We start from the raw sequence: 17,082 nt of genomic DNA, 5'->3' as shown, positions 1-17,082 counted from the left end.
GCCGCAGCGCGGGGCGCAGGCCGGGCGGCCGGGCAGGCGCCTGCACCGCTTGACAGGCCCCGGCGCGCGCCGCAAGCAGAGAGGCATGATCGATCTGCGCCCCATCGGCTATGTCACCGGCCTTCTCGTCGCGGTCCTGGGCCTTGCCATGGCCGTGCCGCTGGCGCTCGATTATTCCGACGGCTCGGCCAATTGGGGCGCCTTTCTCGAGGCCGGTTTCCTGACCGTCTCGGCCGGGCTGATGACCGCGCTGGCCTGCCAGAGCGGCACGCCGCGTCCGCTGACATTGCGCCAGAGCTTCCTTCTGACCTCGCTGATCTGGGCGGCGCTGCCCTTCTTCGGGGCGCTGCCCTTCATCATCGGCGCCCCCCATGCCAGTTTCACGGATGCCTATTTCGAGGCCATGTCGGGGCTGACCACCACCGGCACCACCGCCTTTCCCGATCTGGACGACCTGCCGCGCGGGGTGAACCTGTGGCGCGGCATCCTGCAATGGCTGGGCGGGCTGGGGATCGTCATCGTGGCGATGGTGTTCCTGCCGGTGATGAAGGTCGGCGGGATGCAATTCTTCAAGTCCGAGGGCTTCGACACGCTGGGCAAGGTGCTGCCGCGCGCGCTCGACATCTCGATGGCGATGATCCGCATCTATGTCGGGCTGACCATCGCCTGCATGCTGGCCTATCTGGCGGTGGGCATGGTGCCCTTCGATGCCGTCGTGCATTCGCTGACCACGATGAGCACGGGCGGCTTTTCCTCGACCGACGAGAGCTTCTCGATCTATTCGGGCGCGCCGGAATATGTCGCCTCGGTGTTCATGATCCTGGCGGCGCTGCCCTTCATCCGCTTCGTGCAGCTGACCCAGGGGCACGGCACGCCGCTGTGGCGCGACGTGCAGGTGCGCGCCTTCCTGCGCTGGCTGGCCTATGCGATCGCGGCCATCGTCGCCTATCGCATGTTCCGCCACGAGGCCGATTTCCTGCCCACCCTGCGCGAGGTCACCTTCAACGTCGTCTCGACCTTCACCGGCACGGGCTATGCCTCCGAGGACGTGACCAAATGGGGCCATTTCAGCTTCGTCGTCCTGATCATCACCGGGCTGATCGGGGGCTGCACCGGCTCGACCGGCTGTTCGATCAAGGTGTTCCGCTACCTGATCCTGTTCGAGGCGGTGAAGACCCAGATCCGCCGTCTCTATGCGCCGCACCGGGTGATCTCGGTGCAGCTGGGCGGCCGCCCGGTCGATGAAGAGGTGGTCAATTCGGTCATCGCCTTCTTCTCGTTCTTCATCCTGGGCTTCGGACTTCTGATCGTGGGGCTGTCGCTGGCGGGGCTGTCCACGCAGACGGCGCTGACCGGGGCCTGGACGGCCATCGCCAATGTCGGGCCGGCCTGGGGCCCCGAGGTCGCGCCCTCGGGGGCGATCAACCAGTTTCCCGACAGCGCCAAATGGATGATGACCGCGGGCATGTTCGTCGGCCGGCTGGAGATGATGACGGTGCTGGTGCTGGTGCTGCCGCGGTTCTGGCGCGGCTGAGCGCCCGCCCGCGGCTTGGCTCTCTTCCCGTAGCGGGCGCGCGTCCCCCCTGGCCTTTGCCCACTTCTAGCCCTCGCCCCCGAACGCAGACGCCCGCCCCGGTGCGGGGGGCGGGCGCGATGGGCGTGCAGAGGGTCTGCGGGCGGGGCTCAGTTCCAGCAGGAGACCAGAACGGTCATGCCCGCGGCGCGGCGCGACAGATCCTCGGCGGCCATGATAGCGCGGCCGGGGGCGGCGGTGGCGGGCGTGATCCCGGCCGCCGACAGCATCTGCGTGATCGGCCCGGCCCGCAGCGTCAGCGACAGATCCGCCGGCAGCAGCCGGTCGCCTTCGGGATGGGGAAGAAGAAGCCCGATCGCGGCGCCGGTGGCATCGAGCACCGGCCCGCCCGCGTCCCCCTCTAGCGCGGCCAGCGCCAGCCGTGCCTGCCCCGTCTCGCCGGTCAGGCCGCCGGGGCCCGCCATCGTGCCGAAGGTCAGCACCGGCGCCGAGACCGCATCGCCATAGGGATAGCCCGCCACCGCGACCTCGGCGTTCAGCTCGACCGGCCCCACATGCCAATCGGCCACCGCGCGCGGGGCCAGCCGCGCCTCGGGCTCGAGCAGCGCCAGGCCCAGGTCCGGGTCGGTGGCGCCCAGACGCGCGTCGATCCCGTCGACCGTCACCCGGCCGCAGTCCGCGACGGCCTCGGCCGTGGTCAGCACCGCGCCGCGTTCATCGACATAGACGCCCGAGCGCGCGCGCACCGGGCGGCGCACCTCGAGCCCCGACATCAGGTCCGCGCGCGACACCGACATCGGCTGGCCCAGGCTGTCGTCCAGCACCCGCCCGTCGAGGGCGCGGAAGCTGTCCTTCATCGCCGCGCGGGCGCGGGTGACCATGCGGTCATCCGCCGTGACGGGCCAGACCAGCGCATAGCCCTTGATCGCGCCGTCGCGCAATTCGGCATGAACCACCGAGGCGATCTCGGCGTTCTGGCCGGAAATGTCGAAGCGGGTGCGCCCCAGATCGCGGGGGCCGTCCAGCGGCACGATCTCGAGGGTCTGCATCGCCTCATAGAGCCCGCGCAGCGCCGCCTGGTCGCCCGGCCGCGAGATCAGCACGACGCGGATCCCCGTGCCGTCGGCCGATTTGTAATGCACGAAGGGCGGGTCATAGCGGTCGAAGGCGACCAGACCCATCGGCAGGTCGATCTCGATGCCGGCTTCGTCCTCGGTCACCCGGCGCAGGCCCAGCTGCGCCTTCTCGCGCGCCATCGCCGCCAGAACCTCGGCGCGCTGGGCGGTGCTCAGAACGCCCGTGGGTTCGTGGCCGTTGGCCTCCTGCCAGGCGGCCATCGAGGCGCGGGTGCCGCGCCCGAAGGCGCCGTCGATGCCGGCCGAATAGAAGCCCGCCCAGGCCAGCGCGCGTTGCAGATCCATCCGCGCGTCGCGGTCCAGACGGGCCTCGGAGGCGCGCGCCTCGGCCATGGTCTCGACGGGCATGGCGGGCGCCGCGAGAGCGGGGGCCGCGTCGGGGGGCGCCGCTGTGGGCCGGGGCGCGGTGGGTTCGGGCGCGGTGGCGGGCGCGGCCATCGGGTCGGCGGGCAGCGCCGGCGCGCTGATCCGCGGGCCGGTCAGCCCGGCGCCCACGGGCCAGAATTGCTGGCGATATTCGGTGCCGTCGGTGACATAGCTGTCCGAGGGGATCATGCGGCCGCTGCGCAGCGACCGGGCCCGCGCATCAGCGGCATCGTCATCGGCAAAGGGCCCCAGCGCGATCGCATACCAGCCGCTGCGCATGGCAAAGCCGCCCACGTCGGGCAGGCGCTCGGCCCAGTCCTGCGCGCGCGCCTCGGCCTCGCGCAGGGTCGGGACCGCCTCCACCTGAACCCAGGCCGGGTCTGCCCCTGCCGCCCCCGCCGCAACCCAGATCGCCAGCGCCGAAACCCCCGACCATTTCCTGCTCATTCTCGCCATGCCTACCACGAACCTCTGGTTTTCCCGACATTCCATCGGGGGCGAAGGTTAGCATCCCTCGCGCCCGCGTCACCCCCAAAACGCCGCCCCGCGGGCCTGCGCGGACAGGTCCGCGCCGGGCCGAGACGCTTTCTCCACACGCAGCCGTTGACCCCCCGGCGGGCGTTCATTAGGGAGAGGGCGCTCTCTCGCTATGCCCTTTCTCTCCGACAGAGGCCGCCATGACCGCCGACACCGAGACCGTTTCCCATCCGCGCTCGTTCCAGGAGGTGATCCTGAGGCTCCAGGCCTATTGGGCGGGCAAGGGCTGCGCGGTGCTGCAACCCTATGACATGGAGGTGGGGGCGGGCACCTTCCACCCGGCCACCACGCTGCGCAGCCTGGGCGCGCGGCCCTGGGCGGCGGCCTATGTCCAGCCCTCGCGCCGGCCGACCGACGGCCGCTACGGCGAGAACCCCAACCGCCTCCAGCATTATTATCAATATCAGGTCATCATCAAACCCTCGCCGCCCGATCTTCAGGATCTCTATCTGGGCAGCCTGGCCGCGATCGGGATCGACCCGGCGATGCATGACATCCGCTTTGTCGAAGACGACTGGGAAAGCCCGACGCTGGGCGCCTGGGGGCTGGGCTGGGAGGTCTGGTGCGACGGCATGGAGGTCAGCCAATTCACCTATTTCCAGCAGGTCGGCGGGCATGATTGCCGCCCCGTCGCGGGCGAGCTGACCTATGGGCTTGAACGGCTGGCGATGTATGTGCTGGGCATCGACCATGTGATGGACATGCCCTTCAACGCCCCCGAGGCGCCCATCGCGCTGAGCTATGGCGACATCTTTGCACAAACCGAACGTGAATACTCGCGGTTCAACTTCGATCAGGCCGATACGGCGACGCTGTTTGAACATTTCGAACATGCCGAGGCCGAATGCGCCCGCATCCTGGCCGCGCCCGAGATCGACCCGCGCACCGGCAGGGCGATCATCATGGCCCATCCCGCCTATGATCAATGCATCAAGGCCAGCCATCTCTTTAACCTGCTCGATGCGCGCGGCGTGATCTCGGTGACCGAGCGGCAATCCTATATCGGGCGGGTGCGGGCGCTGGCCAAGGCCTGCGCCGATGCCTTCGTGCAGACCGAGGCCGCCCAGCCCAAGGTTGACGCATGAGCATGGCGGCCGCCCTTCTGGCGCTGGCCGCGGCCGGGCCGGTTTCGCTTGGGCCGGTCTCGTTTGGGCCCGTTTCGCTCGTGTCGGTGGCCACGGGCCAGGTCGAGCCCTTCCTGGCCGAGACGCTGGCCGCGGGGGGCGGGGCCGAATGCCTGCGCACGCCGCTGTCGCTGGCGCTGATGACCGAAAGCTATGTTCTCGAGGATGCGGCCCGCCCGGTGCCGGCGGCGCTGCCCTGCTATGACCCTGCGCGTCTGGCTGCCGATCTGGCCGCGGGCCGCGCGGTGGCGTTTCTGGGCGATGCGCCCGCGCCCGGTCTGCGCCGGATCCTTGCCGTCTATCCCGATGGCCGCGCCTATGCCTGGGCGCAGCCCGATCCCCATTCTCGCAAGGCGGAGTGAGCCATGCCCGATCTGCTGATCGAACTCTTTTCCGAAGAGATCCCGGCCCGGATGCAGCGCCGCGCCGCGCAGGATCTCAAGACGCGGATGACCGATGCGCTGGTCGTGGCCGGTCTGACCTATGCTTCGGCCGGGGCCTTCTCGACCCCGCGGCGGCTGGTGCTGACGGTCGAGGGGCTGTCGGCGGCTTCGCCCACCCGGCGCGAGGAACGCAAGGGCCCGCGCGCCGACGCCCCCGAGGCCGCGATCGCCGGTTTCGAGCGCGCCACGAATATGACCCGTGATACATTCGAGCGCCGCGAGACCCCCAAGGGCGTGGTGTTCTTTGCACAAATCGAACATCCCGGCCGTCCGGCCGCCGAGATCGTCGCCGCGGCGCTCGAAACCACGATCCGCGACTTTCCCTGGCCCAAATCCATGCGCTGGGGCAATGGCACGCTGCGCTGGGTGCGCCCGCTGCATGCGATCCTGTGCCTTCTGGTCGACGAGCACGGCGCCGCGGTCGTGCCGCTCGAGATCGACGGGCTGGTCGCGGGCAACACCACGCGCGGGCACCGCTTCATGGCGCCCGCGCCCTTCACCGTGACCGGTTTTGACGATTACCGCGCGAAACTGGCCCGCGCCAAGGTGGTGCTGGACCCCGAGGAACGCGCCAACATCATCGCGGCCGAGGCCACCAACATGGCCTTTGCGCGCGATCTCGAACTGGTCGAGGACGCGGGCCTTCTGGCCGAGGTCTCGGGGCTGGTCGAATGGCCCGTGGTGCTGGCCGGCCCGATCGAGGAGGATTTCCTGGGCCTGCCGCCCGAGGTGCTCCAGACCTCGATGCGCGAACACCAGAAGTTCTTCTCGCTGCGCAACCCGCGCACGGCCCGTATCGAGGGCTTCGTGACGGTTGCCAATATCGAGGCGCCCGACGGCGGCGAGACCATCCTCAAGGGCAACCGCAAGGTGCTGTCGGCGCGGCTGTCGGATGCGCGCTTCTTCTGGGAAAACGACCTGGCCCGCGTGAAGGCCGAGGGGCTCGAGGGGATGGGGGCGGGCCTGGCCAATGTCACCTTCCACAACAAGCTGGGCAGCCAGAAGGCCCGCATCGACCGGATCGAGGCGCTGGCGCGCGAGATCGCGCCGCGGGTCGGGGCGCAGCCCGATCTGGCCGCCGAGGCCGCGCGTGTGGTCAAATCCGACCTGCAATCGGAAATGGTGGGCGAATTCCCCGAGCTTCAGGGCATCATGGGCGGCTATTACGCCCGTGCCGCCGGCCTGCCCGAGGCCGTGGCCGAGGCCTGCAAGGGGCATTATTCGCCGCTGGGGCCGGGCGATGCGGTGCCCGATGCGCCGGTGACGGTGGCGGTGGCCCTGGCCGACAAGATCGACACGCTGACCGGCTTCTGGGCGATCGACGAGAAACCCACCGGCTCGAAGGATCCCTTCGCGCTGCGCCGCGCCGCGCTGGGTGTGATCCGTCTGGTTCTGGTCAACAAATTGCGGCTGCCGCTGCTGGAAATGTTCGAAAAGGCCAATTCCGGGGCGGATGCGGGCGATCTGCTGAGCTTCTTCCACGACCGGCTCAAGGTGTTCCTGCGCGACGAGGGCATCCGCCATGACGTGATCGACGCGGTGCTGGGGATGCCCGGCGCCGACGATCTGACGCTGGTGGTCAAGCGCGCCGAGGCGCTGGCGGCCTTCCTCAAGACCGACGACGGCGAGAACCTGATCCAGGGCTTCAAGCGCGCCAACAACATCCTGACCCAGGCCGAGGCCCGCGACGGGGTGGAATACAGCTATGGTGCCGATCCCAAATTCGCCGAAAGCGACGCCGAGCGCACGCTCTTTGCCGCGTTGGACCGGGCCGAGGCCGCGATCGCGCCGGCAATGACGGCCGAGGATTTCGCCGCCGCCATGGCCGCCATGGCCGAATTGCGCGGCCCGATCGACGCCTTCTTCACCGAAGTGCAGATCAACACCGACAATGCGGTGGTGCGGCGCAACCGGCTGAACCTGTTGCACCGGATCCGCGCGGCCTGTCTTGCGGTGGCCGATCTGGGACGCATCGAAGGCTAGAAGGGCGCTTGCGCGGCGCGCGCAAGCGGATATCCTGCCCCGAGAAGGATATTGCCGCGTTGCAGAAAAAGCCCGTGCCTCCCCGCCCCGTCTCCACCGATTTCGTGGAGATCGCCCCCGCCGCCGCGGTGGCGGTCGCCCAGCATGGCTGGCGGGCGAAATGCCTGCAACGGCTGGTGCGGCTGGATCTGCCGGTGCCGCGCACGGTGGCGCTTCCGGCCGGGACGGTGCGCGCGCTGGCGGCGGGACAGGCGGTCGACGCGGCCGGCATCCTGGCGCGGACGGGCGCGCTGGTGTCGGTCCGGCCCTCGCCGGTCAATCCCGAATGGGGCGGGCCGGGCTCGGTGCTGAACGTCGGCATGAATGCCGCCCGCCACGCCGAGATCCGCAAGACCCATGGCGCGGCGGCGGCCGATGCGCTCTATCTGCGGTTCGTGCATTCCTATGCGACCCATGTCGCGCGGCTCGACCCGGATGCCTTTGCGCTCGACCCCGAACCGGGGGCGCTGGGTCATGCGCTGACCCTCTATCAAGAGGAAACCGACGAGCCCTTTCCGCAGGATCCGGCGCGGCAGCTGGCCGAGGTGCTGCGTTCGATGGCCCGCGCCTGGGAGGGAACCTCGGCGCGGCTTCTGCGTCAGGCCAAGGGCGCGCCGCCCGACGCCGCGCTGGGTCTTCTGGTGCAGGAGATGGCCTTCGGCATCGGGCCGGGGCTGTCGGGCTCGGGCACGATCCAGTTCGTGGACGGGGTGACCGGCAGCCCGCGCATCACGGGGCGGTTTCGCGGCCAGGCGCAGGGGCGCGCGGCCTCGGTCGAGACGCTCTATCTGACGCGTGACCCGCGCGGGGCCTCGCTCGAGGAAGCCGCGCCGCAGATCTTTGCCGAACTTGTGGCGCATGGTGCCGCCTGCCGGGCCCGCCTGCGCGAGGAAATGCAGATCGAATTCGTCGTGGAAAGCGGCAAGCTGCGGGTGATCGACGCGCTCAAGGTCACGCGCTCGGCCCGCGCCGGCGTGCGCATCGCGGTGTCGCTGGCCCAGGATGGCGTGATTTCCCGCGAAGACGCGATCCTGCGCGTCGAGCCCCGCGCGCTGAGCGAACTTTTGCATTATCAGGTGGACCCGCGCGCGCCGCGCGAACGCATCGGGCGCGGCATCGCCGCCAGCCCCGGCGCCGCCACCGGGCGGATCGTCTTCACCGCCGCCGCCGCCCAGGCCGCCGCCGCGCGCGACGAGCCCTGCATCCTGGTCCGCCGCGAGACCGGCCCCGAGGACATCCGCGGCATGCATGCCGCGCACGGCGTGCTGACCGAGCGCGGCGGCATCACCAGCCATGCCGCGGTGATCGCGCGCGGGCTGGGGCTGCCCTGCATCGTCGGCGCCTCGGGGATCGTGCTCGACCAGCGCGAGCGCACCTTGCGCGCCGAGGACGGCCGCCTCCTGCGCGAGGGCGACACGATCACCATCGACGGCTCGAACGGCGAGGTGCTGCTGGGCGCGGCCGAGATGCTGGCGCCGGCGCTCGACGACGGGTTCCGCACGCTTCTGCGCTGGGCCGACAACGTGCGCGACATCGGTGTGCGCGCCAATGCCGACACCCCCGACGACGCGCGCACCGCGCGGCTGTTCGAGGCCGAGGGGATCGGGCTGTGCCGCACCGAGCACATGTTCTTTGACGAGGACCGGCTGACGGTCATGCGCGAGATGATCTTCGCCGATACCTCGCGCGATCGGCGCATCGCGCTGGAACGGCTGTTGCCGATGCAGCGGGCCGACTTCCTGGCGCTGTTCGACATCATGGCGGGCCAGCCGGTCTGCATCCGCCTGTTCGACCCGCCGCTGCACGAATTCCTGCCCCATGACCGCGAGGGTATGCGCGAGCTGGCCGAGGCGCTGGACCGGCCGCTGTCCGAGGTGACGCGCCGGGTCGAGGCGCTGTCGGAATTCAACCCGATGCTGGGCATGCGCGGGGTGCGGCTGGGCATCACCATGCCCGAGATCTACGACATGCAGGCCCGCGCCATCTTCGAGGCCACGGTCGAGGCCGGCCGGCGCGGCGCGCCCGTGGTGCCCGAGATCATGATCCCGCTGGTCTCGGCCTCGCGCGAGGTCGAGCTGGTCAAGACCCGCATCGACGCCGTGGCCGGGGCCGTGCGCACCGAGCAGAAGGCGCAGTTCGCCTATCGGCTGGGGGTGATGGTCGAGACCCCGCGGGCCGCCCTGCGCGCCGGCGAGATCGCCCAGCATGCCGCCTTCCTGTCCTTTGGCACCAACGACCTGACGCAGATGGCCTATGGGCTGTCGCGCGATGATGCGGGGCGGTTCATGGGCTCGTATGTCATGCAGCAGGTCTATGCCGAGGATCCGTTCCACGTTCTCGATGTCGAGGGGGTGGGCGAATTGCTCCTGATCGGGGCGGGGCGCGGCCGCGAGGGGCGCCCGGATGTGACGCTTTCGGTCTGCGGGGAACATGGAGGGAACCCCGAATCGATTGCCTTCTGTCGGGCGGCGGGATTCGATTATGTCTCGTGTTCGCCCTTCCGGGTGCCGGTGGCGCGACTCGCCGCGGCCCATTTCGCGCTTCTGGACCGCCCGACCTCTTAGCGGAGTGTTGCCGGCAGGTGCCGCGGACGGGGGGCAACTGCGTGCCGAAATCCTCATAGGCAAAAATCCGCCTGTCACTTTCCCGAGATTTGGGCCGATTCCCGCCGTGCCACCCTAAGTTGTGTTGCAAAAATGCAACAGTTGGTTTACCCTGCCCGTCGCCTCGGCTAAGGGACGTCGATCGAAGGTGCACCCTTCGTTCTCGGACCCACCACACGGGAAGACCCCATGTCGATGTTGAAACGCCTGATCGGAAGCGCCGCGGTGCTGTTTGCACTGACCGGCGGCCTGCGGGCCGATGTCACCATGAGCCAGTCGAACGACCCGGCCGCACTTCTGGGCGCCGAGGTGGCCACGCTGCTGGTGCAGGAACGACTGGCGCTGGGGTCGCTGAACGAAGCCCGCTTCGACGTGCTGACCCGAACGCCCAAGCGCGCGCGCAAGGCCCGCGCGGGGTCGGACATCGACTATACGCGCGCCTGGGTCGACAGCCGCCCGGCGGCAACCGGCGGGGACGAGTTCCAGTGCCTGGCCCGCGCAATGTATTTCGAGGCGCGCGGCGAAAGCGTGGCCGGTCAGGCCGCGGTGGGCGAGGTCGTGCTGAACCGCGTCGATGATCCGCGTTTCCCGGACACGATCTGCGGCGTGGTGCATCAGTCGAATGCGCGCGGCTGCCAGTTCTCGTGGACCTGCGACGGGCGCGCCGACCGCGTGCGCAACACCGCCGCCTATGGCCGCGTGGCCAAGGTGGCGCGGGCGCTTCTGGACGGGGCGCCGCGCGCGCTGACCGACGGCGCCACCTATTTCCATACGCCTGCCGTGCGGCCCAGCTGGTCGCGCCGGTTCACGCGCACGGCCAAGATCGGCCAGCACATCTTCTACCGCAACGGCCTTGTGACCGCGATGCGCTGAGCGGCCGCTTTTGGACCCTGGGGCGGCGTTTGTGCTCTCGCCCCGGCCGCGGCGCGCGTCTATGATCCCCCGGAACCCCGCGTGAAGCTGCGCCACTGCGCGGCCTTCCCCGCGCATCAGAACCCGCGTGCAGCTGCACGGCAAGAACCCGCGTGCAGCTGCACGGCAAGAACCCGCGTGCAGTTGCACGACAAGAACCGCGTGCCACCGCATGCCCTGACCTTTTTCCGGCGATCTCTCCCCCATGACCCATCCCGAGCCGCTTTCCGATATCGGACTGGCCTTTGCCCATCCCGAAGCGCGCGCCGAGGCCTCGGCCAGCGCCGATCCGCGTGACCGGATTTCCCTGCGCGATCATGTCGTGACCGCCGATATCGGCGCCTTCCAGCCCGAGCGCGGCCAGAGCCAGCGTCTGCGCTTCAACATCGTGGTCGAGACGCGCCCGCATCCCGAGCCGCTGCTTGACGATGTGGACCGCATTCTCAGCTATGACCGGCTGACCGAGGCCATCGCGGCCGAACTGGCGGCCGAGCGGCTGAACCTGCTCGAGACGCTGGCCGAGCGCGTGGCCGAACGCATCCTGGCCCAGCCGCAGGCGATGCGGGTCTTCGTGCGCATCGAGAAGCTGGACCGCGGTCCCGGTGCGCTGGGCGTCGAGATCGTGCGCGCGCGCGCCTCGCAGCCCGTCTGCGCCGAAATCACCGGCGAGGCGCTGCACCCGGTCGTGGCGCATCTGACCAATGCCGCCATCGCCGCGCCCGATCTGGGCGCGCGGCTCGATGCGCTGATCGCGGGCGGCGCGCCGGTGATCCTGAGCGTGGGCCTGCCCGAAGGTCCGCGCCCGATGACGGAGCATGTGCCCACCCAGCGGCGCATCGACCTTCTGGCGATCGAGCAGAACGCCTGGGTTCTGGCCGCGCGCGATCCGCGCTGCATGGTCGTGGCCACCCGCACCGAGATCGACTGGGCCATGCGGCAGGGGCAGCTGATCGTCTGGGCGCCCTCGAAGATCGTGCTGGATGCGGTCGACGGCCCCAAGGCCCATGCCGGCGATGGCGTGGCGCTGGCGCTGTGGCTGGCCGAGGAATTCGCCGCCCAGCGGCTCGAGCTTCACGGAGAGGTTACAGGGCCGGCGGGAAGCCGCGTGCCGGTGAAGACGGTGCCGCTCTGAGGTCTTGCCCTTGGCGGCGGGATGCGCAACATCTCGTCGGATGAGCAAGATCTACTACCGTCCCTTGGTTTCCCCCCATGCGACCGGCCCCGCGCTTGCGGGCGGCTGGGCGCGCTTCGATGCAGTCGAGTTGTTGCGCCGCGGGCAGGCCCCGCGCCGTGCCCCGGCCTCGGATATCCCCGATGACATCCTCGAGGCGCTGTGCGCCCCGCGCGCGCCCTGGGGTGGGGTGGACCTGTCCGCCCCGCGCGTCATGGGCATCCTGAACGTGACGCCCGACAGCTTTTCCGACGGCGGGCGCTATCTCGACCCGGATGCGGCATTGGCGCAGGCCGCGGCGCTGGCGGGGGCCGATATCCTGGATGTTGGGGGCGAATCCACCCGGCCCGGCGCGCAGGAGGTTCCGGTCGAGACCGAGATCGCCCGCACCCGCCCGGTGATCGCGGCGCTGGCGGGGGGGCGGCCTCTCTCGATCGACACGCGCAAGGCCGCCGTGGCTGCCGCCGCGCTCGAGGCCGGGGCGGTGATCGTCAACGATGTCTCGGGGCTGGATTTCGACGCCGATCTGGCGCCGCTGGTCGCGGATCGGGGCGCCGCGCTCTGTCTGATGCATGCGCAAGGCCTGCCCGAGACCATGCAGGACGATCCGCGCTATGACGATGTGCTGCTCGATGTCTATGACGCGCTTGCGGCGCGTGTGGCGCGGGCCGAGGCCGCGGGCATTTCGCGCGCGCGCATCGCGGTCGATCCGGGTATCGGCTTCGGCAAGACCGAGGCGCATAACCTGGCGCTGCTGCGGGGGCTGTCGCTGTTTCACGGTCTGGGCTGTGCGATCCTTCTGGGGGTCTCGCGCAAGCGGTTCATCGGCCGGATCGGCGGGGCGGAAACGGCATCGGCGCGCGATCCGGGCACCATTGCGGTGACGCTGGCGGGCGTGGCGCAGGGCGCGCAGATCCACCGCGTGCATGATGTGGCCGCGCATGTCCAGGCGCTGGCGCTCTGGGACGCGGTGACCGACAACAAGGGGTAAGGCCATGGGACGCAAGCTTTTCGGCACCGACGGGGTGCGCGGCCGGGCCAATCAGCACCCGATGACCGCGGAAATGGCGATGCGGCTGGGCGCCGCCGCGGGGCGGTTCTTCCGCCGCGACGGGCGCAACCGGCACCGGGTTGTCATTGGCAAGGACACGCGGCTGTCGGGCTACATGCTGGAAAACGCGCTGACGGCGGGGCTGACCTCGACGGGGATGAACGTGCTGCTGCTGGGGCCGGTGCCGACGCCGGCGGTGGGGCTGCTGACCACCTCGATGCGCGCCGATCTGGGGGTGATGATCTCGGCCAGCCACAACCCGGCCGAGGATAACGGGATCAAGTTCTTTGGCCCTGACGGGTTCAAGCTGTCCGACGAGGCCGAGGCCGAGATCGAGCGGCTGGTCGAAGCCGGGGTCGAGCCCGCGCAGGCGCAGAACATCGGCCGCGCAAGGCGGGTCGATGACGGGCGGTTCCGCTATATCGAGCGGGTGAAGTCCACGCTGCCCACGGGCGCGCATCGGCTGGACGGGCTGAAGGTGGTGGTCGATTGCGCCAATGGGGCCGCCTATCGCGCCGCCCCCGAGGCGCTGTGGGAGCTGGGCGCCGAGGTGGTCCCGGTGGGCGTGGCCCCGAATGGCACCAACATCAATCTTGAATGCGGCTCGACCCGGCCGCGCGTGGCCGCCGAGACGGTGGTGGCGCATGGCGCCGATGTCGGCATCTGTCTTGATGGCGACGCCGACCGCGTGATCTTGATCGACGAGACTGGCCAGGTGGCCGATGGCGATCAGCTGATGGCGCTGCTGGCCGCGCGCTGGGCCGAGGAACAGCGGCTGCGGGGCGGCGCGCTGGTGGCGACGGTGATGTCGAACCTCGGGCTTGAACGGTTCCTGTCGGGGCGGGGGCTTCGCCTTGAGCGCACCGCCGTGGGCGACCGTTACGTGGTCGAGCGGATGCGCGCGGGCGGCTTCAACCTGGGCGGCGAGCAATCGGGCCATATCGTGATGACCGATTTCGCCACGACGGGCGACGGGCTTCTGGCGGGGCTGCAATTCCTGGCCGAGATGATCCGCACCGGGCGGCGCGCGTCCGAACTGGTCCGCCAATTCGCGCCCGTGCCGCAAATGTTGCAAAATGTCAGATATGCGGCCGGCCAGACCCCGCTCGAGCATCAGAATGTTCGAAATCTGATTGCCGAGGCCGAGGCCCGCCTGGTCGGGAAGGGCCGCCTCCTGATCCGCAAGTCGGGCACCGAGCCGCTGATCCGGGTCATGGCCGAATGCGAGGACGAAGCACTTCTGGCCGAGATCGTCGGCGGCATCGTCGCCGAGGTCGAGGCCGCAATCTGAGGCCCCGCCGGGGGATGGAGATCCGCGGCATCGACTTTACCGCCGCGCCCGCGCGGCGCAAGCCGATCACCGCCGCGATCTGTCATCTGGAGGGCGCGCGGCTGCGGCTGCGGCGGCTTGAGCGGATCGAGACCCTTGCCGGCTTCGAGAGCTTCCTGGCCCAGCCGGGGCCTTGGGTTGCGGGCTTCGACTTTCCCTTCGGCCAGTCCCGCCGCCTGATCGACGGGCTGGGCTGGCCGCGCGATTGGGCGGGCTATGTCGGGAAGGTGGGGGCGATGGGCCTGCCCGCGCTGGTCGAGACCTTCGAGGCCTACAAGGCGCCGCGCCCGCCCGGTGACCGGCAGCATTTCCGCGCCGCCGATCGCGCGACCGGGGCGGCCAGCCCGCAGACCCTGCATTACACGCCCGTGGCACGGATGTTTGCGCAAGGCGCGCCGCGGCTCCTTGCGGCGGGGGTGCATGTGCCGGGGCTTTGTGCGGGCGACCCTGCGCGCGTCGCGCTCGAGGCCTATCCGGGGGTGGCGGCGCGGGCGCTGATCGGGCGGCGGCCCTACAAGTCCGACCAGCGCGCCGACCCCGCGCGCGCGGCCGCACGCGCCGATCTGATCGCGGCGCTGAGCGGGGCGGCGGGGCGGGCGCGCTTTGGCCTTGATCTGGTGCTGCCGGGGGATCTGGCGGCCGAGATGGCGGCCGATCCGCGCGCCGATCTGCTGGATGCGGTGATCTGCGCGGTGCAGGCGGCCTGGGCCCTGCGTGCGGGCTTGACGGCGGCGGGCCCTTCGGGTGTCGATCCTCTCGAGGGCTGGATCGCCGATCCCGCCGCGCTGCCCCCATCCTGACCGAGAAGGAGCCCGCCCATGTCCGACCCCGCCGATGCCGCGGCCCGCCGTGCCGTCCCGCCCGTGATCTGCTATCCGGTCGAGACGCTGCCCGCCCCCGACATGGCGGCGATCGACGTGGCGCGGGCACGGCTGACGCGGCTCGAGACGGTCACCGTGCCGCCGCGCGAGGCGGCCGCGTTCCGCGTGCCGGCGGGGCATTTCTTCCGCATCCATTGCACCGAAGGGCCGCAGGTGGGCGATCTGAACCTGTGGAACGCGGCCGATCTGTCCGAGCGCTTCTATTCGGGCAAGACCCGCGCGCTGCACGGCAGCCATGTCACGCGCGGGGCGCGTCTGTGGTCGGCCTTTCCCTTCCTGCGGCCGATGGCGACGATTACCCATGACAGCCTGGGCTGGTATGGCCGCGACAGTTACGGCGGCGCGGTCCATGACGTGATCGGCACGCGCTGCGACCCCTATACGCATCGGCTGCTGTCGGGGGGCAGCTATCACCATTGCTGCCATTCCAACCTGACGCGCGCGCTGGCCGCCGCAACCGGCCTGCCGCTGGCCGAGGCCGAGCCGCATGTGCATGACGTTCTCAATGTATTCATGTGCACGGGCTTCACCCGCGACACGGGCCAGTATTTCATGAAGGCCAGCCCCGTGCGGCCGGGCGATTATCTGGAATTCATGGCCGAGATCGACCTTCTGGGTGCGCTTTCGGCCTGTCCGGGGGGCGATTGCGGGGCCGAGCATTCCTCGGACGCGGCGCGCTGTCACCCGCTGGTGGTCGAGATCCTGCGCCCCGAGGCCCCGCCTGCGGGCTGGGCGCCGCCCGCGCCGAACGGCTATGACCGCAGCCACGGTCTCTAGGCGCGTGGGGGTCACGAAAAGGGCACCACGAAAAAGGGCGCCCGCGGGGGGCGCCCTTTTCCTTGATCTGATTGGGGCAGGGCTCAGTTGCGGGCCTTGTCCACCATCTTGCCCTTGGCGATCCAGGGCATCATCGCGCGCAGCTTCGCGCCGACCTGTTCGATCTGGTGCTCGTCGTTGATGCGGCGGGTGGCCTTGAAGAAGGGCTGGCCGACGGCGTTTTCCTGCATGAAGTCACGCACGAACTTGCCGTTCTGGATGTCGGTCAGCACGGCTTTCATGCGGGCCTTGGTCTCGTCGTAGGGCAGCACGCGCGGGCCCGAGACATATTCACCGTATTCGGCGGTGTTCGAGATCGAGTAGTTCATGTTGGCGATGCCGCCTTCGTAGATCAGGTCCACGATCAGCTTCACCTCGTGCAGGCATTCGAAATAGGCCATCTCGGGTTCATAGCCCGCCTCGACCAGGGTTTCGAAGCCCATGCGGATCAGCTCGACCAGACCACCGCACAGAACGGCCTGTTCGCCGAAGAGGTCGGTTTCGCATTCCTGACGGAAGTTGGTCTCGATGATGCCCGAGCGGCCGCCGCCGATGGCCGAGCAATAGCTCAGCGCGACATCCATCGCCTTGCCGGTGGCGTCGTTATGCACCGCGACCAGGCAGGGCACGCCGCCGCCCTTGACATATTCGCCGCGCACGGTGTGGCCCGGACCCTTGGGCGCCATCATGATGACGTCAACGCCGGGTTTGGGCTCGATCAGGCCGAAATGCACGTTCAGGCCGTGGGCAAAGGCGATCGCGGCGCCTTCGCGCAGGTTGTCATGAACGTATTTCTTGTAGGTCTCGGCCTGAAGCTCGTCGGGCATGGTGAACATGATCAGGTCGCACCAGGCGGCGGCTTCGGCGATGCCCATGACGGTCAGGCCCTCGGCTTCGCATTTCTTGGCCGAGGCCGAGCCTTCGCGCAGCGCCACGACCACATTCTTGGCGCCCGAGTCGCGCAGGTTCAGCGCATGGGCATGGCCCTGGGAGCCATAGCCCAGGATCGCCACCTTCTTGTCCTTGATGAGGTTGATGTCGCAATCGCGATCATAATAGACGCGCATGGTGCACTCCTTTCGGTTCGATGGGGCGACCATAGGGGCGTGCAGCCGGAATTGGCGTTCAATCTTTGCGGTTTTCACGCCTTGTGAAT

Annotated in this window: 13 protein-coding genes; 11 read left to right on the top strand and 2 right to left on the bottom strand. The window is 69.6% G+C overall.

All coding sequences use genetic code 11. The features are described from left to right. The first annotated feature begins 85 nt into the window (after positions 1-85). Positions 86-1,534: a TrkH family potassium uptake protein gene (locus BW949_RS00335; protein WP_076362950.1), complete on the top strand. Its 1,449-nt coding sequence runs from the start codon at positions 86-88 to the stop codon at positions 1,532-1,534. 149 nt (positions 1,535-1,683) lie between these two features. On the opposite strand, the gene BW949_RS00330 is transcribed toward BW949_RS00335, so the two are convergent. Further along, positions 1,684-3,483 carry a serine protease gene (locus BW949_RS00330; protein WP_076362949.1) on the bottom strand — a complete coding sequence of 600 codons (1,800 nt, stop codon included), beginning with the start codon at positions 3,481-3,483 and terminating at the stop codon, positions 1,684-1,686. Positions 3,484-3,713: 230 nt separating this feature from the next. On the opposite strand from BW949_RS00330, the gene BW949_RS00325 reads away from it, so the two are divergent. The 10 genes from BW949_RS00325 to BW949_RS00280 all read left to right on the top strand — a co-directional run bounded on the left by BW949_RS00325 (position 3,714) and on the right by BW949_RS00280 (position 15,887). Then, positions 3,714-4,658, top strand: coding sequence for a glycine--tRNA ligase subunit alpha (locus BW949_RS00325; protein WP_076362948.1), 945 nt, complete (start codon positions 3,714-3,716; stop codon positions 4,656-4,658). Beyond that, positions 4,655-5,059 (top strand): DUF6446 family protein, encoded by a 405-nt coding sequence (locus BW949_RS00320; protein WP_143524379.1) that lies wholly within the window; start codon positions 4,655-4,657, stop codon positions 5,057-5,059. Before BW949_RS00325 ends, BW949_RS00320 begins: the two co-directional genes overlap by 4 nt. Before the next feature lie 3 nt (positions 5,060-5,062). After that, positions 5,063-7,123 (top strand): glycine--tRNA ligase subunit beta, encoded by a 2,061-nt coding sequence (glyS, locus tag BW949_RS00315; protein WP_076362946.1) that lies wholly within the window; start codon positions 5,063-5,065, stop codon positions 7,121-7,123. A gap of 74 nt (positions 7,124-7,197) precedes the next feature. Beyond that, positions 7,198-9,726 (top strand): putative PEP-binding protein, encoded by a 2,529-nt coding sequence (locus tag BW949_RS00310; protein WP_076363652.1) that lies wholly within the window; start codon positions 7,198-7,200, stop codon positions 9,724-9,726. 228 nt (positions 9,727-9,954) lie between these two features. Then, complete coding sequence (locus BW949_RS00305) at positions 9,955-10,638, top strand: cell wall hydrolase (protein ID WP_076362945.1); 684 nt, start codon at positions 9,955-9,957, stop codon at positions 10,636-10,638. Between the two features lie 244 nt (positions 10,639-10,882). Then, positions 10,883-11,809, top strand: a complete 927-nt coding sequence (locus BW949_RS00300) for a dihydroneopterin aldolase (RefSeq protein ID WP_076362944.1) — start codon at positions 10,883-10,885, stop codon at positions 11,807-11,809. A gap of 40 nt (positions 11,810-11,849) precedes the next feature. After that, on the top strand, positions 11,850-12,839 hold the full coding sequence (gene folP / locus BW949_RS00295) for a dihydropteroate synthase (RefSeq protein ID WP_076362943.1): 990 nt from the start codon (positions 11,850-11,852) through the stop codon (positions 12,837-12,839). 4 nt (positions 12,840-12,843) lie between these two features. Next, on the top strand, positions 12,844-14,190 hold the full coding sequence (gene glmM / locus BW949_RS00290) for a phosphoglucosamine mutase (RefSeq protein ID WP_076362942.1): 1,347 nt from the start codon (positions 12,844-12,846) through the stop codon (positions 14,188-14,190). Between the two features lie 14 nt (positions 14,191-14,204). Continuing rightward, positions 14,205-15,029 (top strand): DUF429 domain-containing protein, encoded by an 825-nt coding sequence (locus tag BW949_RS00285; RefSeq protein WP_076362941.1) that lies wholly within the window; start codon positions 14,205-14,207, stop codon positions 15,027-15,029. Between the two features lie 18 nt (positions 15,030-15,047). Continuing rightward, positions 15,048-15,887, top strand: coding sequence for an urea carboxylase-associated family protein (locus BW949_RS00280; protein ID WP_076362940.1), 840 nt, complete (start codon positions 15,048-15,050; stop codon positions 15,885-15,887). Positions 15,888-15,970: 83 nt separating this feature from the next. Here BW949_RS00280 and ilvC read toward each other — a convergent pair whose 3' ends face one another. Continuing rightward, entirely contained in the window at positions 15,971-16,993 is a 1,023-nt protein-coding gene (gene ilvC / locus BW949_RS00275) for a ketol-acid reductoisomerase (RefSeq protein WP_076362939.1), read from the bottom strand. Positions 16,994-17,082 lie beyond the last annotated feature (89 nt).

This window comes from Phaeovulum vinaykumarii (assembly GCF_900156695.1).
In the GTDB taxonomy this organism is placed as follows: Bacteria; Pseudomonadota; Alphaproteobacteria; order Rhodobacterales; family Rhodobacteraceae; genus Bieblia_A; species Bieblia_A vinaykumarii.
The sequence above is the reverse complement of the archived record's forward strand: the minus strand, read 5'-3'. Positions and strand labels throughout refer to the sequence as shown.